The sequence below is a fragment of the Enterobacter sp. genome (assembly GCF_977039595.1).
The window spans coordinates 127,043-151,703 of record NZ_CDRQYH010000003.1; the positions used below are offsets into that span (position 1 = coordinate 127,043).

The window sequence follows — 24,661 nt, forward strand, 5'->3', positions numbered from 1 at the left end:
CAGTCGAAAAGCGGCGGCATTATACACACCCCTTATGGATAAGACTATTCGAGTTGCTGGAGTTCACCTGACGGCGTGACGCGCCAGCGATGCTGGCAAAAATAGAGCAGCGGGTTGTCCTGTTTGCTGTCGCTGTAGCCGCTGTACAGGCGCAGCGGCGTACCGATGCGTTTCTCCAGCTGGACCACTTTTTCATGCCCCAGACAGCGCAGGGTTAGCACCCAGCCGCCGTAACCGCGGGCAATTTGCGTGGCGATAAGATTCACGCGCGGAAGCCAGGGGGTATCAAAGTAGACCTGCTCCACAAGCGTCTGCGGGGAGCCTGTAATCAGCCAGATGTCGGCATCGTTCGCGTCGAGGTAGCTGGTCAGGCGCGCCTGTACAACAGGAAAGGCCGCAACGTGACCGCGAAACCAGTGCGCAAAATCCTTTTCGAGCTGTTTGAGCCGCGCTTCGCTGTGCCCAAAGGTACATCCCCACAGCAGCAGACTCATCGGCCATCGCGCCGCACGGCCTTTCACCAGCAGCGCGATACCGATAACGGGTAAGAGCGGTAGCACGAGCAGCGCATTCAAAGGCTGACGCCGCAGCAGGTAACGCATAAACGTACCAAACATATCCTGCTGATGCAGCGTTCCATCCAGATCGAAAAAGACAACGCGACGCGCGTGATTTGCCAAACCTTACTCCTCTGGGTCGTTGAATCCTAATAGCCAGGTAAAAAGGAACCCGGCGATCACCGCTACTAAATAGCCTAACAGATAGAGCATCACTTTTCCGGTCACGATGGTTAATGCCAGCGGTAAACCGGAAAGCCCAAAGGTGATCACGGTGGCGACTTTCCAGTAGCTGATCAGCGCCCCGCCTACCGCTCCGCCCAGACAGGCCGCGAGGAACGGTTTACCCAGCGGCAGCGTAACGCCGAAAATCAGCGGCTCGCCGATGCCGAGCAGTCCGACCGGGAGTGCGCCTTTAATCATTTTTTTCAGACGCGCGTTGCGGGTTTTCATCAGTACGGCAATCGCCGCGCCGACCTGCCCCACGCCCGCCATCGACAGGATAGGCAGCAGCGCGTTATAGCCGTGCGCCTGCACCAGCTCGACGTGGATCGGCACCAGCCCCTGGTGCAGGCCGGTCAGCACCAGCGGCAGGAAGGTACCGGAAAGCACAGCGCCAACCAGCAGCCCGCCGCGGTCAATCGCCAGAGACGCACCGTGAGCGATGGCTTCAGAGATCCACCCGCCTAACGGCTGGAGGGCCACAATCGCTACGCTACCGGTAATCAGCGTGGTCAGCAGCGGGTTGAGGATAAGCTCAATCGAACCGGGCAAAATCGCGCGCAGCCTTTTCTCGATCCAGCACATCAGGATGACCACCAGCAGCACCGCTATCACCCCGCCACGGCCCGGCTGAAGCGCCTCACCAAACAGCGTAATCTGCGCCAGCTGCGGGCTGGACAAGATGCCCGCCATCACGCCGCCCATCGCCAGCGATCCGCCAAACACCTTCGCGGTATTGACCCCGACAATAATGTTCATAATGGCGAACACCGCGCTGCCGAAGATCCCGAGAATCCCCAGCAGGTTCGGATACTGCGTGGCGAAATCCCCCACGATATCCGGTCGCTTGAGGATATTGATGATCCCGGTGATCAGGCCGGAGGCAATAAACGCCGGGATCAGCGGAATAAAGACGTTGGCCAGCTGTCGCAGCGCGTCGCTCATGGGGGCTTTGTATTTGGCTTTCGCCTGCGCTTTGGTGCGCTCAGTATCGTCAATCGATACGCTCGCGCTAACGCCCATCAGCGCGCGCATAGCATCGACAACCTGCGCCGCTTTCCCTGGGCCGACGATCAGCTGGTGCTGCTGGCCCTGCTTCACGTAACCGCTGACGCCGGACAGTTGCTTCAGACCCGGCACGTCAAGCTGGTCGTCGTTATGCACCTCGACGCGCACGCGCGTCATGCAGTTTTCGAGACGCTGAATATTTTTTTCCCCGCCGATCCCCCGCAGGATATCGCTGGCGAGCGCTGCTGTTTTGTCCATAGACGCCTCTGTTAGTTTTCTAATGCCGCCCGTAAGAAGCCGTTATGCGCATCGAGTTTTGCTCTCGCGGTCGCCGCATCCAGCCCGCTTAAAATCATCAGAATGGCAGGTTTAACATCATGATCGGTTTGTTTGAGTACCGCTTCGGCCTCTTCACGGCCTGCGCCCGTCGCCTCCATCACCATGCGGCAGGCTCTGTCCACCAGCTTGACGTTGGTGGCCTGCATATCCACCATCAGGTTCTGATACACCTTGCCGAACTTAACCATCGCGCCGGTGGAGATCATATTGAGCACCAGCTTTTGCGCGGTCCCGGACTTGAGGCGCGTGGAGCCGGTGAGCGCTTCCGGCCCGACCACCGGAGAGATAGCGATAGCGGCCACCTGCGCAATCGGGGAGCCCGGATTACAGGAGATGGCCACCGTCGTGCAGCCGGTCTGGTTGGCGTATTCCAGGCCGCCAATGACGTAGGGCGTGCGCCCGGATGCCGCCAGACCGACCACCAGATCCTTCTCCGTCAGATTCAGCGCCTTCAGGTCATCCTCGCCCAGCTGTTTGTTATCTTCCGCCCCTTCAACGGCTTTCAGCAGCGCACCGGGTCCACCGGCAATTAACCCAACGACCAGACCATGCGGCACCCCAAATGTGGGCGGACATTCTGACGCGTCCAGAACCCCAAGACGCCCGCTGGTCCCCGCGCCCATGTAAATAATGCGTCCACCGGCCTTGAGGGCTTCCGCCGCCGCATCGACCGCTTTCGCCACCTCGGGTAATGTCTCTTTCACTGCCTGAGCGACCAGCGTATCCTGTTGATTAAAGCGGTTAACCAGCTCCAGGGTGGAGAGCGCATCCAGATCCATGGTTTGCGGGTTACGCGTTTCAGAAACAAGTGAGCCAAGATTCATTTTTGTACCTCAAGAATTTTTAATTCATAATAATCACACTATAATGGAATATAAAATTCATTCAGGCGAGCAAAATTCGTATTTGCGCAGATAATCACATTTTCGCCAGGAGACCGTATGAACTGTTTAATTCGCATTCGCCAGCGCTACGCAGGCTTTGCCCAAAGCGACAAGAAGCTGGCGGATTTTTTGCTTTCTCAACCCGATCGCGCGCGCCATCTCAGCTCGCAGCAGCTGGCGAGTGAAGCCGGCGTGAGCCAGTCCAGCGTGGTGAAATTTGCCCAGAAGATTGGCTTTAAGGGATTCCCTGCCCTCAAGCTGGCGATTAGCGAAGCACTGGTCAGCAACCCCAATCCGCAGTCCATGCCGGTGCATAATCAGATCCGCGGCGATGACCCGATGCGGCTGGTCGGCGAAAAGCTGATCAAAGAGAACGTGGCCGCCATGCATGCGACGCTCGATGTGAATACGGAAGAGAAGCTGCTGGAGAGCGTGGCGATGCTGCGTAGCGCGCGGCGGATCGTTCTGACCGGCATCGGCGCGTCCGGACTTGTGGCGCGTAACTTTGGCTGGAAGCTGACGAAAATTGGCCTTAACGCCATCGTCGAACAGGATATGCACGCCCTGCTGGCGACCGTACAGGCGATGGATCCTGACGATCTGCTGCTGGCCATCTCTTACTCCGGCGAGCGTCGTGAAATCAACATGGCAACTGATGAAGCGCTGCGCGTCGGCGGTAAAATTCTGGCAATCACCGGTTTTACGCCAAATGCCCTGCAGCAGCGGGCCACGCGCTGTTTATATACCATTGCCGAGGAGCAGGCCACGCGCAGCGCGGCTATCTCGTCCACCAGCGCACAAATGATGCTGACGGACCTGCTGTTTATGGCGCTGGTGCAGCAGGATCTGGAGCGAGCGCCAGAGCGCATTCGCCACAGCGAAGAACTGGTAAAGAAACTGGTTTGACGCGTATAATGCCCGCCCAGTTTGTGTTGTTTCTGAGAATTTCCTGATGGCGCTGTTAATTACCAAAAAATGCATTAATTGCGATATGTGCGAGCCCGAATGCCCGAACCAGGCCATTTCGATGGGCGACAGCATTTATGAGATTAACAGCGACCGCTGCACCGAATGCATCGGCCACTATGAAACGCCGACCTGTCAGAAAGTGTGCCCAATCCCGAATACCATTCTGAAGGATCCGGCGCACGTCGAGAGCGAAGAGCAGCTGTGGGATAAGTTTGTCCTGATGCACCACGCGGACAAACTTTAACTTTCGATGATCACCGTCGCGCTGGCATAGTGGCGTTCATCCGCGATCGTCACGTGCATGTGATTCACGCCCAGCTTCTCTGCAAGCTTTTGCGCCTCGCCCCATAAACGCAGGCTTGGCTTACCCAGCTCATCGTTAAACACTTCAAACTGGTTGAACGCCAGACCGTTACGAATGCCGGTCCCGAAGGCTTTGGCCGCCGCCTCTTTTACCGCAAAACGCTTCGCCAGAAAACGCACCGGCTGCTGATGCGCTTCCCAGATGGCCCATTCGTTATCGCTCAGCATGCGCCTTGCGAGGCGATCGCCGCTGCGGGCGATCACCGCTTCAATGCGGGCTATTTCCACGATATCGGTGCCTAAGCCCAGAATGGCCATTACTGACGCGCTTCCAGCATCAGGCGTTTCATCTCGGCGACCGCCTCTTTCAGGCCGCTCATTACCGCGCGGCCAATGATCGCGTGACCGATGTTCAGCTCGTGCATTTCCGGGATGGCGGCAATGGCCTTCACGTTATGGTAGGTCAGGCCGTGACCGGCATTGACCTTCAGGCCCAGGCTCGCCGCGTAGGTGGCCGCCTTAGCAATACGCTCCAGCTCTTTGGCCTGCTCGGCATCGTTTTTGGCATCGGCATAGCAGCCGGTGTGAATTTCGATATACGGCGCGCCCACGTCGGCTGCCGCTTTAATCTGGGTGAAATCGGCGTCAATAAACAGCGAAACCAGGATACCGGCATCCGCCAGGCGCTTGCAGGCATCGCGCATTTTGTCGAGCTGGCCGGCCACGTCCAGACCGCCTTCGGTCGTGACTTCCTGGCGTTTTTCCGGCACCAGGCAGCAGAAGTGCGGCTGGGTCTCGCAGGCAATGGCGAGCATCTCTTCGGTGACCGCCATCTCCAGATTCATACGGGTGTCCAGCGTCTGGCGCAGAATGCGAACGTCGCGGTCAGTGATATGGCGACGGTCTTCACGCAGGTGAACGGTAATGCCGTCGGCGCCAGCCTGTTCAGCGATAAACGCCGCCTGAACCGGATCGGGATACGCCGTGCCGCGCGCATTACGCAGCGTGGCGATATGATCGATGTTGACGCCTAACAGTAATTCAGCCATGACAATCCTCGGTTTTCTTTTCGATTCTGTGGTCTAACGTTTCGGCACAAACTGCCTGAATAATTCGCGGCTCTTTAAGGGCTTGCCGCCAAGATACGGCTTGAGGGCAATCCGGGTAAAGCGTTTTGCTGCGCGCAGGGTCTCCCGATCGGGAAACTCGCGCTCATACAGCGCCCGGAGCTGGCGCCCGGTAAAGGTGCTGTTGTCGATCACGACGCTGGCAATAAAGCCTTTTTCTTCGCGGTAGCGGTAGGTCATGGTGTCTTCCACTTCGTCACCGCTGCCCGCACAGTGCAGAAAATCGACCCCGTACCCAAGATGGCCCAGCAGCGCCAGTTCAAAACGCCGCAGCGCAGGCTCGGGCGTGCCGGTTGCGCCAGCCAGCGCCTGGATACAGTGCAAATAATCAAAGAAAAGTTCAGAGAAGCGAGTCTCATGTTCAAGAACGCGTGAAATGAGTTCATTGACATACAGACCGCTGTAGAGCGTGATGCCGGAGAGAGGAAGCGCCAGGGAGACGGCTTCGGCGCTGCGCAGGGTTTTAACTTCCCCTCGCCCACCAAAGCGAACCAGCAGCGGTGTGAAAGGCTGTAGGGCGCCTTTCAGGTTAGAACGTTTGGAACGTGCGCCTTTGGCAACAAGACGCACGCGGCCCGACTCTTCCGTGAAGACGTCCAGCATCAGGCTGGTTTCGCTCCAGGGACGACTATGCAGAACGAAGGCGCGCTGCCATCCTTCCATCATACTCGTCGTCTTGAGTTACTGGTCTTCGCCGTAACCGAGGCTGCGCAGAGCACGCTCATCATCGGCCCAGCCAGATTTCACTTTCACCCACAGTTCGAGGTGAACCGGCGCTTCGAACATCTCCATCATGTCCTTACGGGCTTCAATGCCGATGGTTTTGATCTTGGCACCTTTATTGCCGATCACCATCTTCTTCTGCCCTTCACGCTCAACGAGGATCAGGCCGTTGATGTCGTAGCCGCCACGCTCGTTGCTCTGGAAACGCTCGATCTCCACCGTCACAGAATACGGCAGTTCAGCGCCCAGGAAACGCATTAGCTTTTCACGAATGATTTCAGACGCCATAAAGCGCTGAGAGCGATCGGTGATGTAGTCTTCCGGGAAGTGATGAATCGCTTCCGGCAGATGTTTACGCACGATGCCCGCGATGGTGTCCACGTTCAGACCCGTCTCTGCAGACAGCGGAACGATGTCGAGGAAGTTCATCTGGCTACCGAGCCACTGCAGATGCGGCAGCAGATCGGCTTTTTCCTGCACGTTGTCCACTTTGTTGACCGCGAGGATGACCGGCGTTTTGCCGTCACGCAGCTTGTTCAGCACCATCTCGTCGTCCGGCGTCCAGCGGGTGCCTTCCACAACGAAGATCACCAGCTCCACGTCGCCAATCGAGCTGCTCGCCGCCTTGTTCATCAGACGGTTGATGGCACGCTTCTCTTCCATGTGCAGGCCCGGGGTATCGACGTAGATCGCCTGATACGCGCCTTCAGTATGGATACCGACGATGCGGTGACGCGTGGTCTGCGCCTTACGCGAGGTGATAGAAATCTTCTGCCCAAGCAGATTATTCAGAAGAGTGGATTTGCCAACGTTCGGACGTCCGACGATGGCAATAAATCCGCAATAGGTCTTTTCTTCGCTCATTCCAGCTCCAGCATTTTTAACGCCTGTTCGGCGGCAGCCTGTTCAGCCTTACGACGGCTTGAACCTGTGCCCACCACCGGTTCACTCAGGCCACTGACCTGGCAATGGATGGTAAATTCCTGATCGTGCGCTTCGCCACGAACCTGCACCACCAGATAAGACGGCAGCGGCAGATGACGACCCTGCAAATATTCCTGCAGACGCGTTTTCGGATCTTTTTGTTTATCGCCCGGGCTGATTTCGTCCAGACGGGTCTGATACCAGTTAAGGATCAGCTTTTCTACGGTCTGGATATCGCTGTCCAGGAACACACCACCAATTAATGCTTCGACCGTATCGGCAAGAATAGATTCACGACGGAAGCCGCCGCTTTTCAGTTCACCCGGCCCAAGACGCAGACATTCGCCCAGTTCAAATTCGCGCGCGATTTCCGCAAGGGTATTACCCCGAACCAGCGTGGCGCGCATGCGGCTCATATCCCCTTCATCCACACGCGGGAAACGATGATAAAGCGCATTCGCAATCACGAAACTTAAAATAGAGTCGCCTAAAAACTCGAGACGCTCATTATGTTTGCTGCTGGCACTGCGGTGGGTTAATGCCTGTTGCAACAACTCCTGATGATGAAAAGTGTAGCCCAGCTTCCGTTGAAGCCGATTAATTACGATGGGGTTCATGCGATACCAATAAATGAATGCGTCAAAAATGCAGCACACGAAACCGACCTGAGAAAACCAACGCGGTTTCGTGTGCCGTGGCACCCTTGCAGGGCCAACCTTAAACTTCGGGGGAATATTCTATACACAACGACAGGGGATGTCGTTAGTTCGAAGAGATTTATCGTGGAAATAATTCACGTAGCCGCTAATTAAAGCGGCTACGCGTTCATTTATTGAGAATTAATGGATTCCGCCGATACGACTCAGTCGAACACCGGTCGGCCACTCGCCTTCCTGTTTCTCAAAACTCATCCAGATGGCGGTAGCTTTACCGACCAGATTCGCTTCCGGCACGAAGCCCCAGTAACGGCTGTCAGCTGAATTATCGCGGTTGTCACCCATCATGAAGTAATGCCCTGGCGGTACAATCCAGCTCGCGAGCTGCTGGCCCGGCTGGCGATAGTACATACCCAGCTGATCCTGCGCGATTGGCACGGTGAGGATTCGGTGCGTCACATCGCCCAGCGTCTCTTTACGCTCAACCAGACGAATGCCGTCCTCTTTGGTTTCACCTTTCGGTACCTGGAAGAATCCGCTGGTCGCTTCGCCGCCGTTACGACGAGCAAAGGTCTGCACAAAATCACTTGGCTCAACGTTTGAGTAGGTGATTGGCAGCGCGTTTTCGCATGCGGTACCGGAGCTGCAGCCCGGCTGAACGGTGACTTCTTTCGCAACCGGATCGTAAGTCACTTTATCACCCGGAAGACCTACCGCGCGCTTGATGTAGTCCAGGCGCGGATCTTCCGGATATTTGAACACCACGATGTCGCCGCGTTTCGGATGACCGGTTTCGATCAGCGTTTTCTGGTAGATAGGATCTTTAATGCCGTAGGCAAACTTCTCTACCAGAATAAAATCACCGATCAGCAGCGTTGGCATCATTGAACCTGATGGGATTTGGAACGGCTCGTAAATAAACGAACGTACCACCAGCACAATCGCCAGCACCGGAAATACCGAGGCGCCCGTTTCCAGCCAGCCCGGTTTCGGGCCGACTTTCTTCAGGGTTTTCGCGTCAATCCCATCGCCAGTGGCTGCCTGTGCGGCAGCCTGACGTTCGCGACGTTTTGGGGCGAAGATAAACTTATCCAGACACCACAGCAGACCTGTCACCAGGGTAGCAATGACCAGGATCAGGGCAAACATGTTCGCCATGCCAACTCCTTAGGGTTATTTGCCGTCTTTACCAACATGAAGGATGGCAAGGAATGCTTCCTGCGGCAGCTCGACGTTACCGACCTGCTTCATACGCTTCTTACCTTCTTTCTGCTTCTGCAGCAGCTTTTTCTTACGGCTGACGTCACCGCCATAGCACTTCGCCAGAACGTTTTTACGCAGCTGTTTCACGGTGGAACGCGCGATAATATGGTTGCCAATGGCCGCCTGAATCGCGATATCGAACTGCTGACGCGGGATCAGATCTTTCATCTTCTCAACCAGCTCGCGGCCACGGTATGGCGCATTGTCGTTGTGGGTGATCAGCGCCAGCGCATCCACACGCTCGCCGTTGATCAGCACGTCCACACGCACCATGTTGGAGGCCTGGAAGCGTTTGAAGTTGTAATCCAGTGACGCATAGCCACGGGAGGTCGACTTCAGACGGTCGAAGAAGTCGAGTACCACTTCCGCCATCGGGATTTCGTAGGTCAGCGCCACCTGGTTACCGTGGTAAACCATGTTGGTCTGCACGCCGCGCTTCTCAATACACAGCGTAATGACGTTGCCCAGGAACTCCTGCGGCAGCAGCATGTGACATTCGGCAATCGGCTCACGCAGCTCGTGAATATTGTTCAACGGCGGCAGCTTGGATGGGCTGTCGACGTAGATCACTTCTTTCGAGGTGGTTTCAACTTCATATACTACCGTCGGCGCGGTGGTGATCAGGTCCAGATCGTATTCACGCTCCAGACGCTCCTGAATGATCTCCATGTGCAGCAGACCAAGGAAGCCGCAGCGGAAGCCGAAGCCCAGCGCCGTTGAGCTTTCTGGCTCATAGAACAGGGAGGCATCGTTCAGGCTCAGCTTGCCAAGCGCATCACGGAAGTTTTCGTAGTCGTCAGAGCTGACCGGGAACAGGCCCGCGTAAACCTGCGGCTTCACCTTTTTAAAGCCTGGCAGCGCTTTATCTGCCGGGTTACGCGCACCCGTCAGGGTATCACCCACCGGCGCGCCGAGGATGTCTTTGATGGCGCAGACCAGCCAGCCTACCTCGCCGCATGTCAGCTCGGTGCGATCAACCTGTTTTGGCGTGAAGATACCCAGACGGTCGGCGTTATAGACCTGTCCGGTACTCATAACCTTGATTTTGTCGCCTTTGCGCATGGTGCCGTTTTTAATACGCACCAGGGAGACAACGCCCAGATAGTTATCGAACCAGGAGTCGATAATCAGCGCCTGCAGCGGGGCATCCGGATCGCCTTCCGGGGCCGGAATATCACGCACCAGACGTTCCAGCACGTCGGTGACGCCGACACCGGTTTTCGCGGAGCAGCGCACGGCATCGGTCGCGTCAATGCCGACAATATCTTCAATCTCTTCCGCTACGCGCTCAGGATCGGCGGCTGGCAGGTCGATCTTGTTCAGAACCGGCACAACTTCGAGATCCATTTCCATCGCGGTGTAGCAGTTTGCCAGGGTCTGGGCTTCAACGCCCTGCCCGGCATCCACCACCAGCAGCGCGCCTTCACAGGCCGCGAGCGAGCGTGATACTTCATAGGAGAAGTCAACGTGGCCTGGGGTGTCGATAAAGTTCAGTTGATAGGTTTCACCATCAGCCGCTTTGTAATCAAGCGTAACGCTCTGCGCTTTAATGGTGATACCGCGTTCGCGTTCCAGGTCCATGGAGTCCAGAACCTGGGCTTCCATTTCACGATCAGACAGGCCACCGCAAATCTGGATAATACGGTCAGACAGCGTCGACTTACCGTGGTCAATGTGAGCAATGATCGAAAAGTTACGTATGTTCTTCATATAGTTAAATAATTATGCCTTACGAATTCCTGGAGGCCGCTGTTCTTAGCCTGACGTTTTTCAGTGCGAAAACGCAGCATTCTACACTACATCCTCGCTACCTGGAAATGCACTTAGAGACTGGTATAGCGTGAAGAAAGGACGTTTTCTGTTTTAGGGTGTAAAAAAAGATAAAGCCCGATGGATCACCGGGCCTCAGAAGAGAGCGTTTCAATACGAAGCTGGTCTGGCGCCAGCCCAACGCTGAGAATGACAGGCTGCCACTCCTCGCGCGCGGCAAGCGTTGGGGAGAGACCTTTGGCAAGCCAGAATCCCCCCACGCCACCCAATGCGGCACCGCACATAGCGGCCATATCGGTACCAAACAGCATCTGAAACAGACCACCCATGATAAACAGGCCGACCAGCGGAGAGAGATACACCAGCATAGCGGAGCTGAGCAGGCTGCCTTCCGCGATGCCCAGTTCCACCTTCTGCCCGGCCATCAGCGGCTGTTCGCTTGGCACTGAAATCGTGTGCGATGTTTGTGGCCCGAGCTTGTTCAGCACGCGGCTGCCACAGCCAGCGCGGGATGCGCAGCTATTACATGAGGCTTTAACATCGCAGCTCACCAGCGCAATGCCGTTCTGCCATGAGACAACCGTCGCCCACTCTTTAATCATTGTGCAGCCCTGAATTTAATGCTGTCGGAAATACGTTTCGCCGTTTGCGGAGGGAGTTCTCCCACAATGGTGATTTCTGCATTATCGCGTACCGTTGTACTCACCGTACGGCGCCCGGTACGCAGCATTTGTTCAGCGCTGTTTGCCGTTGCGCGATTGATATTCACCGAGAAGCTGAACAGACCATCCGAATAGAGACGCGATTCCACCGGCGTTTCAATCGTTGGCAGCTGACGACGGCTGCTGGACACTTCGCTAAACCCTTGTGGGATCCAGGCAGGTACCCAGTTGAAATTAACGGAATCCCCGGCAGGAACAGAAAGCAGCGGCGGCAGGCTGGCCTTAGCCAGATTCTGCATGCTGTTGCCAACCTGATTGTTCACGCTGAACGAAATAACGCGGAACTGTTCCAGCGTTTCACCGTCACGGTCAAGCAGGTCTACACGCATCGGGAGTTTAGTTTCAGCGTCGATCCAGACAATATAGCTGTAACGCGTTCCATCCCGGGCGACAACGCGGATCACCTCGCACAGTCTGTCCGCAATACGCGTACGCCCTACCGAAATAAAATCGTAGTAAGGGGCAAGCCGTTTGAAGTCGGTGTAAATGAGTGACGGCAGGGAATCAACGATATAGTCGCCATTCAGCGTGAAAGGTTCCAGGCCGGGCTCGAAATAGCTGATTTCGTTACCACGCTGGACAACTTCCCGACGCGGACCATCCATCTGTAAAAGCTGGGCGAGCGGCTGGTTATCAAGACGGGCATGGCGATAGCGTAACGACTCGACGCCCTGCTTGTTGATGCTGATAAATGCCAACTCGTAATTGAGTGACTGGCTGGCCAGATTCATTTGCTGCAACAACGCCCCGGATGATACATCAGCCGAGGCGTTGGCAGAGAAGAACAGGCTACCCGCCATCAGAGACATGGCGAACCAAAGTTGCTTCATTACTGCGATTGCGTTCCTAAAGTTTGGTTTCCGGGCACCTGCACAGCAGCTTGCTGTGTCTGCGCCTGCTCAAACTGAAGCTGTTCAGAGTGCAGACGACGCTGCAACTCATAATCCTGCAACATCGCATTAATGCGACGGCGCTGCTCCTGAACCTGCTGTTGCTGGCCGCCGCTGGCGGAAGCATCAGCCGGTACGCCCAGGCTTACCGGGCTGGCTTTGCCCATCATCGGCAGTGTGTTAAACACTGGCGCTTCTGGCTGCTGATTAGTTTCAGACTGAGTATTATAGTGCTGGACGCCAACAATAACTGCAAGCGATACGCATGCAGCCACACCCATTTGGGTAAGCTGGCTGGCCCACGGGCGCACCTTTTGCCAGAATGGCATTTTCTGCCACTGGTGAGGTGCGGGTTGAGCTTCAGGAATCAGCGGAGTGGTCTGATGAACAGGCTCATTCTCAATCGCCGCCATGACGCGGGCTGAGATATCGAAATGGAGAACCTCGCCGGTGTCACCGCGAAGGGTGTCACGGATGAGATGGTAACTCTCCCAGGTCTCTTGCATTTCGGGAGAATGAGACAGCTCGTTGAGCAGCTCACTATCTACCGTTTCACCATCCATTAAAGCGGAAAGTTTTTCTTTCTGCATGCCTAATACCTTTTCCAGTATCCCGCTATCGTCAACGCCTGATAAGCGGTTGAACTTTATTATCAATAGCTTCTCGCGCACGGAAAATTCGTGAACGTACCGTGCCGACCGGACAATCCATGATAGCGGCTATCTCTTCATAGCTCAGACCATCAAGCTCCCGTAACGTAATTGCCATGCGTAAATCTTCCGGGAGCGACTCGATCGTGCGAAAAACGATTTGTCTCAGTTCTTCTGACAACATTAAGTTCTCAGGGTTCGAAATTTCTTTCAATGCGCCGCCACTTTCGAAGTTTTCGGCGTCAATTGCGTCCACATCACTTGAAGGCGGACGACGACCCTGAGCGACCAGATAATTCTTTGCCGTATTGACCGCAATACGGTACAGCCAGGTATAAAAAGCACTATCTCCCCGGAAAGAATCCAGCGCGCGATAGGCCTTAATAAAAGACTCTTGCACCACATCAGGCACATCGCCTGACGGTACATAGCGGGAAACCAGGCTCGCCACCTTATGCTGGTAGCGCACCACCAGTAAGTTAAAGGCTTTCTGATCTCCCTTCTGGACCCGTTCAACCAGGACCTGGTCCGTTAACTGCTCGCTCATCCGAGGTAATGTCTCCCCAAACCTAAATTCCACGCGTTATCGAAACGCCACTCTAAAAATACCGCACTTTGAGCAAGCACCGGATTAGAGTGTCTGATCTTCAATAAGTTCCGTAACGCCTTTGTTTTTGTTCATCGCGCCGCAGACTGTTCATTTTCTCTCATTATAAGTCTGTTCACGATACGCACCAGTTTCTGACAAGAAACATCTTTTTCCCGCCAGAAGAGTAACGCAACACAGGCTTTATTTCACCACAAAATCTGACGCTAACGATCTGCTTCGCAAAATAATTTCACTCATTTACCCTCCGTTTACCTCAACTTAAGCGTTTAGCCATTGCAACAGTCACTAAAAAAATACGTGCGATATATCGCATTCGAGTGCTATTCTGACTCAACACTGTTTAGTAAATTAAACAACAATCATGAACACAACACCTGAACTCCATTGTGATGTACTGATCATCGGCAGCGGTGCTGCCGGTCTCTCTCTGGCGCTGCGCCTGGCCGAGCATCAAAACGTTATCGTTCTGAGTAAAGGGCCGATAAGCGAGGGTTCCACGTTTTATGCCCAGGGTGGCATTGCCGCGGTGTTTGATGAGACAGACAGCATTGCATCCCACGTTGAAGATACGCTGATTGCCGGGGCCGGGATCGTGGATGCACACGCCGCAGAGTTTGTCGCCAGCAATGCCCGTCATTGCGTGCAGTGGCTCATCGACCAGGGCGTGTTATTCGATACGCAGGTTCAACCCAACGGTGAAGAGAGCTACCACCTGACGCGCGAAGGCGGCCATAGCCACCGCCGCATCCTGCACGCAGCAGATGCCACCGGAAAAGAAGTGGAAACCACGCTGGTTGGTAAAGCGCTGAACCATCCTAATATTCGGGTTCTTGAGCGGAGTAATGCCGTTGACCTGATTATCTCTGACAAGATTGGCCTGCCCGGCACGCGTCGCGTGGTGGGCGCCTGGGTCTGGAACCGTAATAAAGAGAAGGTGGAAACCTGTCAGGCAAAGGCTGTAGTACTGGCTACGGGCGGCGCCTCAAAAGTGTATCAGTACACCACGAACCCGGACATTGCCTCCGGAGACGGTATCGCTATGGCCTGGCGCGCCGGCTGCCGGGTGGCGAATCTTGAGTTCAATCAGTTTCACCCAACCGCCCTGTTCCACCCTCAGGCGCGCAACTTCCTGTTGACGGAAGCCCTGCGCGGCGAAGGGGCCTATCTGAAACGCCCTGACGGCACCCGCTTTATGCCGGACTTTGACGCCCGTGGCGAACTGGCCCCCCGCGATATCGTTGCTCGCGCCATCGATCATGAAATGAAGCGCCTTGGCGTGGACTGCATGTATCTTGATATCAGCCATAAGCCAGCAGCGTTTATTCGCCAGCATTTTCCAATGATTTATGAAAAGCTGCTCAATCTTGGCATTGATTTAACGCGCGATCCGGTGCCGATTGTGCCAGCCGCCCACTATACCTGCGGTGGCGTAATGGTTGACGATCATGGGCGTACCGATGTGGACGGACTTTATGCTATCGGTGAGGTCAGCTATACCGGGCTTCACGGCGCGAACCGTATGGCTTCTAACTCGCTGCTTGAATGTCTGGTGTACGGCTGGTCGGCCGCAGAAGACATCACGAAGCGCATGCCCTACGCCCGTGAGACTGAGCACCTGCCAGCCTGGGATGAAAGCCGCGTGGATAACCCGGACGAGCTGGTCGTGATCCAGCATAACTGGCATGAGCTGCGGCTGTTTATGTGGGACTACGTCGGAATTGTGCGCACCACGAAACGTCTTGAACGCGCATTGCGCCGCATCACCATGCTGCAGCAGGAAATTGATGAGTATTATGCCAATTTCCGCGTATCCAATAATCTGCTGGAGCTGCGCAATCTGGTGCAGGTTGCCGAGCTGATTGTTCGCTGCGCGATGATGCGTAAAGAGAGCCGCGGGCTGCACTACACCCTGGACTACCCGAATCAGCTTGCTGATTCCGGCCCGTCGATACTCGCCCCGCAGGTTTACATAAACAGATAAAACGCCTGGGTCAGGGCAGTGTAATCTTCGGAATAACGCTGGTCTGGCCCACGGATCACCATTCGATCGTTAAAGCATTCCCCCTCTTTCGGCGAGAGCGCCAGCAGCACGCGGTGTGGCAGTCGGCCTTCCGTATCCGAAATATCGGTACGCAGGCGTAACGTCCAGCCGATCTCCTGCGCGATACCAATGAACGTGTTGCCGGTACTCTCAGGCAGGACCACGCAGAAAAAGCCTTCTTCGGAGATAAGCTCGGCCGCACTGGTGAGCAGGGCCTTGTGATCGAGGGAACCGGTATAACGCGCCTGCTCACGCTCGGGGGTACCGCACTCAACGCCGGGCTCGTAGTAAGGAGGGTTGCTGACGATCAGATCGTAACGCGCGGTTTGTTCAGGCGCCCAGGCGAGCACATCTGCGCATTCCACTTTCATGCGGGCAGCCCAGGGGGATTCGGCTACATTTTCATTCGCCTGCTCTGCCGCTCGCGCATCCAGCTCGACGGCATCAATGGTGACATGCTCTTCCGTGCGCTGCGCCAGCATTAACGCCACCAGCCCGCTGCCGGTACCGATATCAAGAATACGCTTAACACCTGCGACAGGCGCCCACGCGCCCAGTAAAATGCCGTCTGTACCGACCTTCATGGCACAGCGATCGTGAGCGACAAAAAATTGTTTAAACGTAAAACCATCGCGGCGCAGCTGCGCTTTGAGTTGAGACATGTCGGGGCAACCTTCTAAGTGAAACTGGAGTAGCATAGGGGAAAGCGAAGTGGCCGAAAAGCGATATCCATACAAACAGATGAAGATTACAGCCGTAACGTCTATAATCAGCGCCCCACACAGAGGTAGAACATGACTGTAACGACTTTTTCCGAACTTGAACTCGATGAAAGCCTGCTCAATGCACTTGAGAGCAAAGGCTTTACACGCCCGACCGCCATTCAGGCAGCGGCCATTCCGCCTGCGCTTGAGGGCCGCGATGTGCTCGGTTCTGCGCCAACCGGCACGGGGAAGACAGCAGCCTATTTGCTGCCTGTGTTGCAGCATCTGCTCGACTTTCCGCGTAAAAAATCTGGCCCGCCGCGTATTTTAATCCTGACGCCGACGCGCGAACTGGCCATGCAGGTGGCCGATCACGCGCGTGAACTCGCGGCAAATACCCATCTGGATATCGCGACCATCACCGGCGGCGTTGCGTATATGAACCACGCCGAAGTGTTCAGCGAAAACCAGGACATCGTCGTTGCGACGACGGGCCGCCTGCTGCAGTACATTAAAGAAGAGAACTTCGACTGCCGCGCGGTTGAAACGCTGATCCTCGACGAAGCTGACCGCATGCTGGACATGGGCTTCGCGCAGGATATCGAGCACATTGCCGGGGAAACACGCTGGCGTAACCAGACGATGCTGTTCTCTGCCACCCTCGAAGGGGAAGCGATTAAAGACTTCGCAGAGCGTCTGCTGGAAGATCCGGTAGAAGTGTCGGCGACGCCGTCCACCCGTGAGCGTAAGAAGATCCACCAGTGGTACTACCGCGCGGACAACCTTGAGCACAAGGTCGAATTGCTCAAACACCTGCTGAAGCAGGAAGATGCGCTGCGCACAATCGTGTTTGTGCGTAAGCGCGAGCGCGTGCACGAGCTGGCAGAAATGCTGCGTAACGCCGGGATCAACAACTGCTATCTTGAAGGCGAGATGGCGCAGATCAAGCGTACCGAAGGCATTAAGCGCCTGACCGATGGCCGCGTTAACGTGCTGGTTGCCACAGACGTTGCCGCTCGCGGGATCGACATCCCTGACGTCAGCCACGTCATTAACTTCGATATGCCGCGCAGCGGCGATACCTATCTGCACCGTATTGGCCGTACCGGCCGCGCGGGCCGCAAAGGGATTGCTATCTCACTGGTCGAAGCGCATGACTACCTGCTGTTGCAGAAAATTGGCCGCTATGTTGACGAGCCGCTGAAAGCGCGCGTTATTGACGGCCTGCGCCCAACCACACGTGCGCCGAGTGAAAAAATGACGGGTAAACCGTCCAAGAAAGCGCTCGCGAAACGTGCTGAGAGAAAAGAGAAAGAAAAAGAGAAACCGCGCGTGAAGCAGCGCCACCGCGATACCAAGAATATTGGTAAGCGACGTAAGCCAAGCTCTGCCGCACCAGAGACGAAAACTGAAGAGTAAAAAAAAGCCGGGGAAATCCCCGGCTTTTTTATTCCCCCCTGCTGAAGCCGTTACAGGCTTTCAGTAAAGGTACGGGCGATGACGTCGCGCTGCTGTTCTGGAGTCAGTGAGTTAAAGCGGACCGCATAGCCGGACACGCGAATCGTCAGCTGTGGATATTTTTCTGGGTGCTCTACCGCGTCCATCAGCGTTTCGCGACGCAGTACGTTTACGTTCAGGTGCTGACCACCTTCCACACGCACTTCCGGTTTTACTTCCATTGGAATTTCACGGTATTCGATTTCGCCCAGTTTGCTCACCGGCACGATTTCATCTTCAGCAAAACCCGCTTTCGCAACGACACAGCGCGCTTCGTTTTTCTCACTGTCCAGCAGCCAGAAAGAGTTGAGCAGATCGTCATTTGCAGCTTTAGTAATCTGGATACCTGTAATCATGTGTTGCCTCCCTTAGGCTACATTAGCTGATGTCGGCCTCTCGCGGCCAATTGGTAAAACCATTGTTTCTTGTGTGTATATATATCATTCACACCACGGTGATTTATTGATTTAAATCAACAAAAACACCAACCACATAAAGAGTGTGGCTTGAATTTATTGCTTTAGATCAATTTCACGACCTTACCAATTCAATTTTACCTGCACATTTTCAACATAAATTTAGCCACTTAGCGCGCATTTCAGCGTGTAATTTTGCTCACCGGGCTTTAGAAGGTAAGCTAGTAAGAGATTGAGATTCGCAGGAGAGCGAGATGACGACACCTTTAACCTGGCATGACGTGCTGGCAGAAGAAAAGCAGCAGCCATATTTTATCAATACGCTCAGCACCGTTGCCGCTGAGCGTCAGTCCGGACAGACGATTTACCCGCCGCAGAAAGACGTGTTCAACGCCTTTCGCTACACCGAACTGAGCGATGTGAAAGTGGTTATTCTGGGCCAGGATCCCTATCACGGCCCGGGCCAGGCGCATGGGCTGGCATTTTCCGTACGTCCGGGCGTGGCGATCCCCCCTTCTCTGCTCAACATGTATAAAGAGCTTGAAGGAACCGTGCCCGGGTTTACCCGGCCAAACCACGGCTACCTGGAAAGCTGGGCGCGTCAGGGAGTGCTGTTACTGAATACGGTACTCACCGTACGGGCGGGCCAGGCGCACTCGCACGCCAGCCTGGGCTGGGAGACGTTCACCGATAAAGTCATCAGCCTGATCAACGAGCATCGTGAAGGGGTCGTGTTTTTACTCTGGGGATCGCATGCGCAGAAGAAAGGGGCGATTATTGACCGTCAGCGCCATCACGTGTTGAAAGCGCCACACCCGTCACCGCTGTCTGCACATCGCGGTTTCTTTGGCAGTAATCATTTTGTTCTGGCGAACGAATGGCTGGAAAAACGTGGCGAAACGCCCATTGACTGGATGCCTGTGCTACCGGCTGAGAGCGAGTAGTAATTGAATGTGCCGGGTATGACCCGGCACATGAAGAGGCTTATGCCTTATTCTGACGCCACCACTCGGCCAGCAGTACGCCGGTCGCAACGGATACGTTCAGACTTTCCACATTGCCTGTCCCATCAATAGAGACGCTCAGATCCGCACTGGAGAGCGCCGCGTCAGACAGACCATCACGTTCCTGACCTAATACCAGCACCATTTTACGCGGCAGCGTCGCTTTAAACAGCGGCGTACCGGCATGGCTTGAAGTAGTTACGATGGAATAGCCCGCTTTACGGAACTGCTCAAGAGCATCCAGCACGCTGTCGCCGGTGATCGGCTGCACGTGCTCGGCTCCGCCTTCCGCAGTACGGATCGCGGCACCGGATTCCAGCAGTGCAGCATCCTGCAACAGCACGCCTTTCACGCCAAAGTGCGCGCAGCTGCGCATCATTGCGCCCAGGTTATGCGGGTTGCCCACATCTTCCAGCGCCAGCACGCAGTCATCGGCATCCGCCTGGCTGACCCACTGCTGCACGGTCGTGCCGTTACGTTTTTTGATCAGGAAGCAAACGCCGCCGTGGTGTTCAGTACCGGAGGCTTTGGTCAGCTCGGCATCATCAACCACGTGGTAGGCTTTACGGTTCGCGGCCATCCAGCGCAGGGCTTCTTTGAAGCGCGGGGTTACGCTCTGGATAAACCAGGCGCGGACGATACACTCAGGACGGCTCTGGAACAGCGCCTGGCAGGCGTTCTCACCGTACACGCGGGTCTCTTCCGCACGCTGGCGACGCAGCACTTCCGGGTCGATAAAGCTTTTACCGCTGATACCGCCGTGATCGGCTTTTTCCGGCGTCTCATCGCCAGGGGCGCGAGAAACGGTACGCCACGGGGAGACATTATCACGTGAGAAGTCTTCCCGCGGACGGTCATCGCGTTTGCGATCGTCACGTTTGCGGTCATCACCGCGGTTATTTCTGTCATCGCGGGCGGGGCGACGGCCACCGTCAGCACGAGAAGAAGACGCCGGACGCCCGCCACCTTTTCCGGTACGCGGATTTTGGGTGCGTTTATCAGAGTCATCATCACTGCGGACATACATCACTTTGACCTTGCCGCTTTTGTTTTTCATTTCGTCGTTCATGCTTTTCTCCACCAGCGCTGCGCGAAGCGCGCAGATTACCCGATGTGCCAGCGCATAGCCATAATTTCGTACAAAAGCCTGTGACTATTGTTCTCATTGAATAAAACGCATTGTTGTTTCAAACAGGCTCATTGATAATATGTAACATATTAGAAACATTATCGGCGTTCCGCCGCTGTCCCACGGCTCTATCAGAGGTTAGTTATGAATACCGTATGTGCCAACTGTCAGGCTCTTAACCGCATTCCGGACGATCGGATGGAAGATGGTGCGAAATGCGGACGTTGCGGCCATGAATTGTTTGATGGCGACGTCATTAACGCAACGGGTGCTACGCTGGACAAACTCCTCAAGGACGATCTTCCTGTCGTGGTCGATTTCTGGGCGCCATGGTGCGGCCCTTGCCGTAGCTTCGCGCCTATCTTCGAAGATGTGGCCGAAGAGCGAAACGGAAAAATGCGGTTCGTTAAGGTCAACACTGAAGCTGAGCCCGAACTAAGCGCCCGTTTTCGCATCCGCAGCATCCCGACCATTATGATTTTTAAAAATGGTGAGGTGATCGATATGCTCAACGGTGCCGTTCCTAAAGCACCTTTTGAAAGCTGGTTAAACGAGTCACTGTAACATTCACGGGGCACATCTTGTGCCCCGCTCCTGCCTCTGCGAAAATAGGGTTTTTCCTGCATTTCGCCCATGACTGATAACGCTGTTCTTCAACTACGCGCCGAACGCCTTGCGCGCGCCACTCGACCGTTTCTCGCGCGCGGAAACCGTATTCGCCGCTGCCAGCGCTGCCTGCTGCCGCTGAAGGTTTGCCTGTGCGAGACGCTGGCCCCGAGTTCGGCACAGAGCCGTTTTTGTCTGGTCATGTTCGATACCGAGCCGATGAAACCCAGCAATACGGGACGCCTTATCGCCGATATTCTCCCGGATACTGCGGCTTTTCAGTGGTCCCGAACGGAGCCACCTGAGGCCCTGCTCGACTTAGTGGCTAGCCCGGACTATCAGCCGATGGTCGTTTTCCCCGCCTCTTATGCAGGCGTGGATCGCCAGGTGCTTTCGACGCCGCCATCCGGTAAACCGCCGCTATTTATTATGCTGGACGGCACCTGGACCGAAGCGCGAAAAATGTTTCGCAAAAGCCCGTATCTCGACGCACTTCCGGTGATTTCTGTCGATCTTTCCCGCGTCTCCGCCTACCGCCTGCGTGAAGCGCATGCTGACGGACAATACTGCACCGCCGAAGTGGCCATTGCGCTTCTGGATCTGGCGGGTGATACCGCTGCGGCTGGCGCCCTGGGCAACCATTTCTCCTGTTTCCGGGAACGCTATCTGGCGGGAAAAACCGTTCATAAGGGCAGCGTCACAGCAGCCGAGGCGGAAAGCGTTTAAAATCATCAGGTCGCTTGCATTCACAGGAGGCCTGCATGAGCCAGCGAGGGTTAGAAGCGCTACTTCGTCCTAAATCCATTGCCGTCATCGGCGCATCAATGAAACCGGATCGTGCTGGCTATCTGATGATGCGCAACCTGCTGGCCGGGGGATTTAATGGCCCAGTCATGCCCGTCACGCCCGCGTATAAGGCGGTTCAGGGAGTGCTTGCATGGCCTGATGTACAGAGCCTGCCTTTCGTACCGGACCTGGCTGTACTGTGTACAAATGCGAAACGGAATCCGGAGCTGCTGGAATCGCTCGGCAAGAAAGGCTGTAAAACCTGCATTATTCTCTCGTCTCCGCCTGAACAGAAAGCCGAGCTTCTGGCCTGCGCCAGCCGCTATCAAATGCGCATTCTTGGACCAAACAGTCTCGGCCTGCTCGCCCCCTGGCAGGGCTTAAATGCCAGCTTCTCTCCGGTTCCGATCCGCAAAGGCAAACTGGCGTTTATCTCGCAGTCGGCTGCAGTATCGAACACTATCCTCGACTGGGCGCAGCAGCGTGAAATGGGATTCTCCTACTTCATTGCCCTGGGCGACAGCCTGGATATCGACGTTGATGAGCTACTGGATTTTCTGGCACGTGACGGCAAAACCAGTGCAATCCTGCTTTATCTTGAGCACCTCAGCGACGCGCGTCGTTTTGTCTCGGCTTCTCGAAGCGCTTCGCGCAATAAGCCGATCCTGGTGATCAAAAGCGGGCGAAGCCCTGCGGCACAGCGCCTGCTGCATTCGCATTCCGGCATGGATCCCGCCTGGGACGCCGCCATTCAGCGCGCGGGGTTGCTGCGGGTGCAGGATACGCACGAGCTTTTTTCCGCCGTTGAGACGTTAAGCCATATGCGCCCGTTGCGCGGCGAGAAGCTAATGATCGTCAGTAACGGTGCCGCCCCTGCCGCGCTCGCTCTGGATGAGCTATGGCGGCGCTTCGGCAAGCTGGCAACGCTGAGTGAAGAGACGCTGCAGCGCCTGAAAGAAGCGCTTCCGACCAGCGTGACGCCCGGCAACCCGCTTGATTTGCGCGATGACGCCAGCAGCGACCGCTATATCAGGGCGATCTCCATTTTGCTGGATAGCCAGGATTTCGATGCGCTGATGATTATCCATTCACCCAGCGCGGTCGCGCCGGGCAGTGAAAGCGCGCGCGCGCTCATTGACGCCGTGCGCAGCCATCCGCGAGGCAAATATGTCACCCTGCTCACCAATTGGTGCGGTGAGTTTTCTTCTCAGGAGGCGCGGCGCCTGTTCAGCGAGGCCGGGCTGCCAACCTACCGCACGCCGGAAGGCACCATCACCGCGTTTATGCATATGGTGGAATATCGCCGTAACCAGAAACAGCTCCGCGAGACGCCGGCCTTGCCCGGGAATTTGACGGCCAACACCGTTGACGTTCACCGGCTGTTGCAGCAGGCCATTGAAGAAGGCGCAACGTCGCTGGATACACATGAGGTCCAGCCGATTCTGGGCAGCTACGGGATGCAAACCCTGCCGACCTGGATCGCCAGCGACAGCGCTGAGGCCGTGCATATTGCCGAGCAGATTGGCTATCCGGTTGCCCTGAAGCTGCGTTCCCCGGATATCCCGCATAAGTCGGATGTGCAGGGGGTCATGTTGTACCTGCGCACGGCAACGGAGGTGCAGCAGGCAGCTGATGCCATTTTCGATCGGGTCAAAATGGCCTGGCCGCAGGCAAGAATCCACGGATTGCTGGTGCAAAGCATGGCCAACCGCGCTGGTGCTCAGGAATTACGGGTGGTGGTTGAACACGATCCCGTCTTCGGTCCGCTCATCATGCTGGGAGAAGGCGGCGTTGAGTGGCGCCCGGAAGAGCAGGCCGTGGTGGCGTTGCCGCCTCTTAACATGAATCTGGCGCGTTATCTGATCATTCAGGCGATTAAAAGTAAAAAGATCCGCGGCCGGAGTGCGCTGCGTCCGCTCGATATTGCCGGGCTAAGCCAGTTCCTGGTGCAGGTCTCTAACCTGATTGTGGATTGTGCCGAGATCCAGCGGCTGGACATTCATCCGCTGCTCGCCTCCGGCAATGAGTTTACGGCGCTGGACGTGACTCTGGATATCGCACCATTCGAAGGAGACAGAGAGAGTCGCCTGGCAATCCGCCCGTATCCCCTGCAGCTGGAGGAGTGGGTTGAGATGAAAAATGGTGAACGCGCCTTGTTCCGCCCTATTCTGCCGGAAGATGAGCCCCAGCTGCGAGCCTTTATCTCTCAGGTCACGAAAGAGGATCTTTATTATCGCTATTTTAGCGAAATCAACGAATTTACCCACGATGATTTAGCCAATATGACCCAGATCGACTACGATCGAGAAATGGCGTTTGTTGCCGTTCGTCGCTCCGATAAGGGTGATGAGATCCTCGGCGTTACGCGTGCGATTTCTGACCCGGATAACGTCGATGCGGAGTTTGCGGTGCTGGTGCGCTCCGATCTTAAAGGCCTGGGTCTGGGAAGACGGTTGCTGGAAAAACTCATCAGTTATACGCGAGATCACGGATTGTTACGCCTTAATGGCATTACTATGCCTAACAATCGCGGTATGGTGACCCTGGCGCGAAAACTTGGGTTTGACGTTGATATTCAGCTTGACGAAGGTATTGTTGCCTTGTCCCTTAGTCTGACATCAGCCAGCAAACGCGAGTAAGCTACTGGAAATGTTACCCACTTTGGACGGGACTGGTGGTATCATTGTCCGCTTATGTTGTTTGCATAGTACAGACAACCCTTCAATGAACAGAGAAGATACGCACTGTGATGTTGTCAAAATTTAAGCGTAATAAACATCAACAACACCTTGCTCAACTACCGAAGATTTCTCAGTCAGTTGATGATGTAGAGTTCTTTTACGCTCCCGCTCATTTTCGGG

27 protein-coding genes are annotated in these 24,661 nt (G+C 55.6%); 9 read left to right on the forward strand and 18 right to left on the reverse strand.

All coding sequences use genetic code 11. The features are described 5' to 3' along the window. Window positions 1-44: 44 nt before the first annotated feature. Genes yfhb through murQ form a run of 3 tightly spaced genes read right to left on the reverse strand, consistent with a single transcriptional unit; the run spans window position 45 to window position 2,950 of the window. Entirely contained in the window at window positions 45-680 is a 636-nt protein-coding gene (yfhb, locus tag ACWYRJ_RS02065) for a phosphatidylglycerophosphatase C (RefSeq protein WP_039263757.1), read from the reverse strand. Window positions 681-683: 3 nt separating this feature from the next. Further along, window positions 684-2,045 (reverse strand): PTS transporter subunit EIIC, encoded by a 1,362-nt coding sequence (locus tag ACWYRJ_RS02070; protein ID WP_249576276.1) that lies wholly within the window; start codon window positions 2,043-2,045, stop codon window positions 684-686. Window positions 2,046-2,056: 11 nt separating this feature from the next. Further along, window positions 2,057-2,950: an N-acetylmuramic acid 6-phosphate etherase gene (gene murQ / locus ACWYRJ_RS02075; protein ID WP_111965129.1), complete on the reverse strand. Its 894-nt coding sequence runs from the start codon at window positions 2,948-2,950 to the stop codon at window positions 2,057-2,059. Window positions 2,951-3,067: 117 nt separating this feature from the next. Between murQ and ACWYRJ_RS02080 the strand changes: the two genes are divergently transcribed. Both ACWYRJ_RS02080 and ACWYRJ_RS02085 read left to right on the forward strand, forming a co-directional pair. Beyond that, entirely contained in the window at window positions 3,068-3,916 is an 849-nt protein-coding gene (locus ACWYRJ_RS02080) for a MurR/RpiR family transcriptional regulator (RefSeq protein ID WP_111965128.1), read from the forward strand. Between the two features lie 46 nt (window positions 3,917-3,962). After that, window positions 3,963-4,223 carry a YfhL family 4Fe-4S dicluster ferredoxin gene (locus ACWYRJ_RS02085; RefSeq protein WP_008502177.1) on the forward strand — a complete coding sequence of 87 codons (261 nt, stop codon included), beginning with the start codon at window positions 3,963-3,965 and terminating at the stop codon, window positions 4,221-4,223. Here the strand turns inward: ACWYRJ_RS02085 and acpS are convergent. The 12 genes from acpS to rseD form a co-directional block, all read right to left on the reverse strand. Next, window positions 4,220-4,600 carry a holo-ACP synthase gene (acpS, locus tag ACWYRJ_RS02090; protein WP_455507327.1) on the reverse strand — a complete coding sequence of 127 codons (381 nt, stop codon included), beginning with the start codon at window positions 4,598-4,600 and terminating at the stop codon, window positions 4,220-4,222. The genes ACWYRJ_RS02085 and acpS overlap by 4 nt on opposite strands. Then, window positions 4,600-5,331 carry a pyridoxine 5'-phosphate synthase gene (pdxJ, locus tag ACWYRJ_RS02095; RefSeq protein WP_008502179.1) on the reverse strand — a complete coding sequence of 244 codons (732 nt, stop codon included), beginning with the start codon at window positions 5,329-5,331 and terminating at the stop codon, window positions 4,600-4,602. Before pdxJ ends, acpS begins: the two co-directional genes overlap by 1 nt. A gap of 33 nt (window positions 5,332-5,364) precedes the next feature. Beyond that, entirely contained in the window at window positions 5,365-6,072 is a 708-nt protein-coding gene (gene recO, locus ACWYRJ_RS02100; RefSeq protein ID WP_455507331.1) for a DNA repair protein RecO, read from the reverse strand. Window positions 6,073-6,090: 18 nt separating this feature from the next. Continuing rightward, window positions 6,091-6,996, reverse strand: coding sequence for a GTPase Era (gene era / locus ACWYRJ_RS02105; RefSeq protein ID WP_111965125.1), 906 nt, complete (start codon window positions 6,994-6,996; stop codon window positions 6,091-6,093). Next, the gene (gene rnc, locus ACWYRJ_RS02110) at window positions 6,993-7,673 is read right to left on the reverse strand and encodes a ribonuclease III (RefSeq protein WP_003860711.1); all 681 of its coding nucleotides are present in this window, start codon (window positions 7,671-7,673) and stop codon (window positions 6,993-6,995) included. The genes era and rnc overlap by 4 nt, the downstream gene beginning before the upstream one ends. 222 nt (window positions 7,674-7,895) lie before the next feature. Then, window positions 7,896-8,870, reverse strand: a complete 975-nt coding sequence (lepB, locus tag ACWYRJ_RS02115) for a signal peptidase I (protein ID WP_024908620.1) — start codon at window positions 8,868-8,870, stop codon at window positions 7,896-7,898. A 15-nt stretch (window positions 8,871-8,885) separates the two neighbouring features. Continuing rightward, window positions 8,886-10,685 (reverse strand): translation elongation factor 4, encoded by a 1,800-nt coding sequence (gene lepA / locus ACWYRJ_RS02120; RefSeq protein ID WP_023308849.1) that lies wholly within the window; start codon window positions 10,683-10,685, stop codon window positions 8,886-8,888. 185 nt (window positions 10,686-10,870) lie between these two features. Then, complete coding sequence (rseC, locus tag ACWYRJ_RS02125) at window positions 10,871-11,347, reverse strand: SoxR-reducing system protein RseC (RefSeq protein ID WP_271368260.1); 477 nt, start codon at window positions 11,345-11,347, stop codon at window positions 10,871-10,873. Then, window positions 11,344-12,297: a sigma-E factor regulatory protein RseB gene (rseB, locus tag ACWYRJ_RS02130; RefSeq protein ID WP_023308851.1), complete on the reverse strand. Its 954-nt coding sequence runs from the start codon at window positions 12,295-12,297 to the stop codon at window positions 11,344-11,346. Before rseB ends, rseC begins: the two co-directional genes overlap by 4 nt. After that, window positions 12,297-12,947: an anti-sigma-E factor RseA gene (rseA, locus tag ACWYRJ_RS02135; RefSeq protein ID WP_008502186.1), complete on the reverse strand. Its 651-nt coding sequence runs from the start codon at window positions 12,945-12,947 to the stop codon at window positions 12,297-12,299. Before rseA ends, rseB begins: the two co-directional genes overlap by 1 nt. A gap of 31 nt (window positions 12,948-12,978) precedes the next feature. Next, window positions 12,979-13,554: an RNA polymerase sigma factor RpoE gene (gene rpoE, locus ACWYRJ_RS02140; RefSeq protein WP_006176728.1), complete on the reverse strand. Its 576-nt coding sequence runs from the start codon at window positions 13,552-13,554 to the stop codon at window positions 12,979-12,981. Next, entirely contained in the window at window positions 13,551-13,634 is an 84-nt protein-coding gene (rseD, locus tag ACWYRJ_RS02145; protein ID WP_223605340.1) for a rpoE leader peptide RseD, read from the reverse strand. The genes rpoE and rseD overlap by 4 nt, the downstream gene beginning before the upstream one ends. A gap of 344 nt (window positions 13,635-13,978) precedes the next feature. Between rseD and nadB the strand changes: the two genes are divergently transcribed. Beyond that, a complete protein-coding gene (gene nadB, locus ACWYRJ_RS02150) occupies window positions 13,979-15,598 on the forward strand; it encodes an L-aspartate oxidase (protein WP_455507328.1) in 1,620 nt (539 codons plus the stop codon). Here the strand turns inward: nadB and trmN are convergent. After that, a complete protein-coding gene (trmN, locus tag ACWYRJ_RS02155) occupies window positions 15,583-16,320 on the reverse strand; it encodes a tRNA(1)(Val) (adenine(37)-N(6))-methyltransferase TrmN (RefSeq protein WP_223580266.1) in 738 nt (245 codons plus the stop codon). The two genes, nadB and trmN, sit on opposite strands and share 16 nt — an antisense overlap. Window positions 16,321-16,452: 132 nt before the next feature. Here trmN and srmB point away from each other — a divergent pair, with 132 nt between their 5' ends. Further along, window positions 16,453-17,781: an ATP-dependent RNA helicase SrmB gene (gene srmB, locus ACWYRJ_RS02160; protein WP_023344704.1), complete on the forward strand. Its 1,329-nt coding sequence runs from the start codon at window positions 16,453-16,455 to the stop codon at window positions 17,779-17,781. A 50-nt stretch (window positions 17,782-17,831) separates the two neighbouring features. On the opposite strand, the gene grcA is transcribed toward srmB, so the two are convergent. Continuing rightward, the gene (grcA, locus tag ACWYRJ_RS02165) at window positions 17,832-18,215 is read right to left on the reverse strand and encodes an autonomous glycyl radical cofactor GrcA (RefSeq protein WP_008502190.1); all 384 of its coding nucleotides are present in this window, start codon (window positions 18,213-18,215) and stop codon (window positions 17,832-17,834) included. A 314-nt stretch (window positions 18,216-18,529) separates the two neighbouring features. Between grcA and ung the strand changes: the two genes are divergently transcribed. Continuing rightward, window positions 18,530-19,219, forward strand: coding sequence for a uracil-DNA glycosylase (gene ung / locus ACWYRJ_RS02170; RefSeq protein WP_023333064.1), 690 nt, complete (start codon window positions 18,530-18,532; stop codon window positions 19,217-19,219). Window positions 19,220-19,259: 40 nt separating this feature from the next. On the opposite strand, the gene ACWYRJ_RS02175 is transcribed toward ung, so the two are convergent. After that, a complete protein-coding gene (locus ACWYRJ_RS02175; protein WP_455507329.1) occupies window positions 19,260-20,348 on the reverse strand; it encodes a tRNA/rRNA methyltransferase in 1,089 nt (362 codons plus the stop codon). A 204-nt stretch (window positions 20,349-20,552) separates the two neighbouring features. Here ACWYRJ_RS02175 and trxC point away from each other — a divergent pair, with 204 nt between their 5' ends. The 4 genes from trxC to ACWYRJ_RS02195 all read left to right on the forward strand — a co-directional run. Next, on the forward strand, window positions 20,553-20,972 hold the full coding sequence (gene trxC, locus ACWYRJ_RS02180; protein WP_111965120.1) for a thioredoxin TrxC: 420 nt from the start codon (window positions 20,553-20,555) through the stop codon (window positions 20,970-20,972). A gap of 69 nt (window positions 20,973-21,041) precedes the next feature. After that, entirely contained in the window at window positions 21,042-21,740 is a 699-nt protein-coding gene (tapT, locus tag ACWYRJ_RS02185; protein WP_455507330.1) for a tRNA-uridine aminocarboxypropyltransferase, read from the forward strand. Window positions 21,741-21,775: 35 nt separating this feature from the next. Beyond that, on the forward strand, window positions 21,776-24,439 hold the full coding sequence (locus ACWYRJ_RS02190) for a bifunctional acetate--CoA ligase family protein/GNAT family N-acetyltransferase (protein ID WP_149366364.1): 2,664 nt from the start codon (window positions 21,776-21,778) through the stop codon (window positions 24,437-24,439). Between the two features lie 110 nt (window positions 24,440-24,549). Beyond that, on the forward strand, window positions 24,550-24,661 hold a 112-nt coding region (locus ACWYRJ_RS02195; RefSeq protein WP_455507332.1), incomplete at its 3' end, for a hypothetical protein.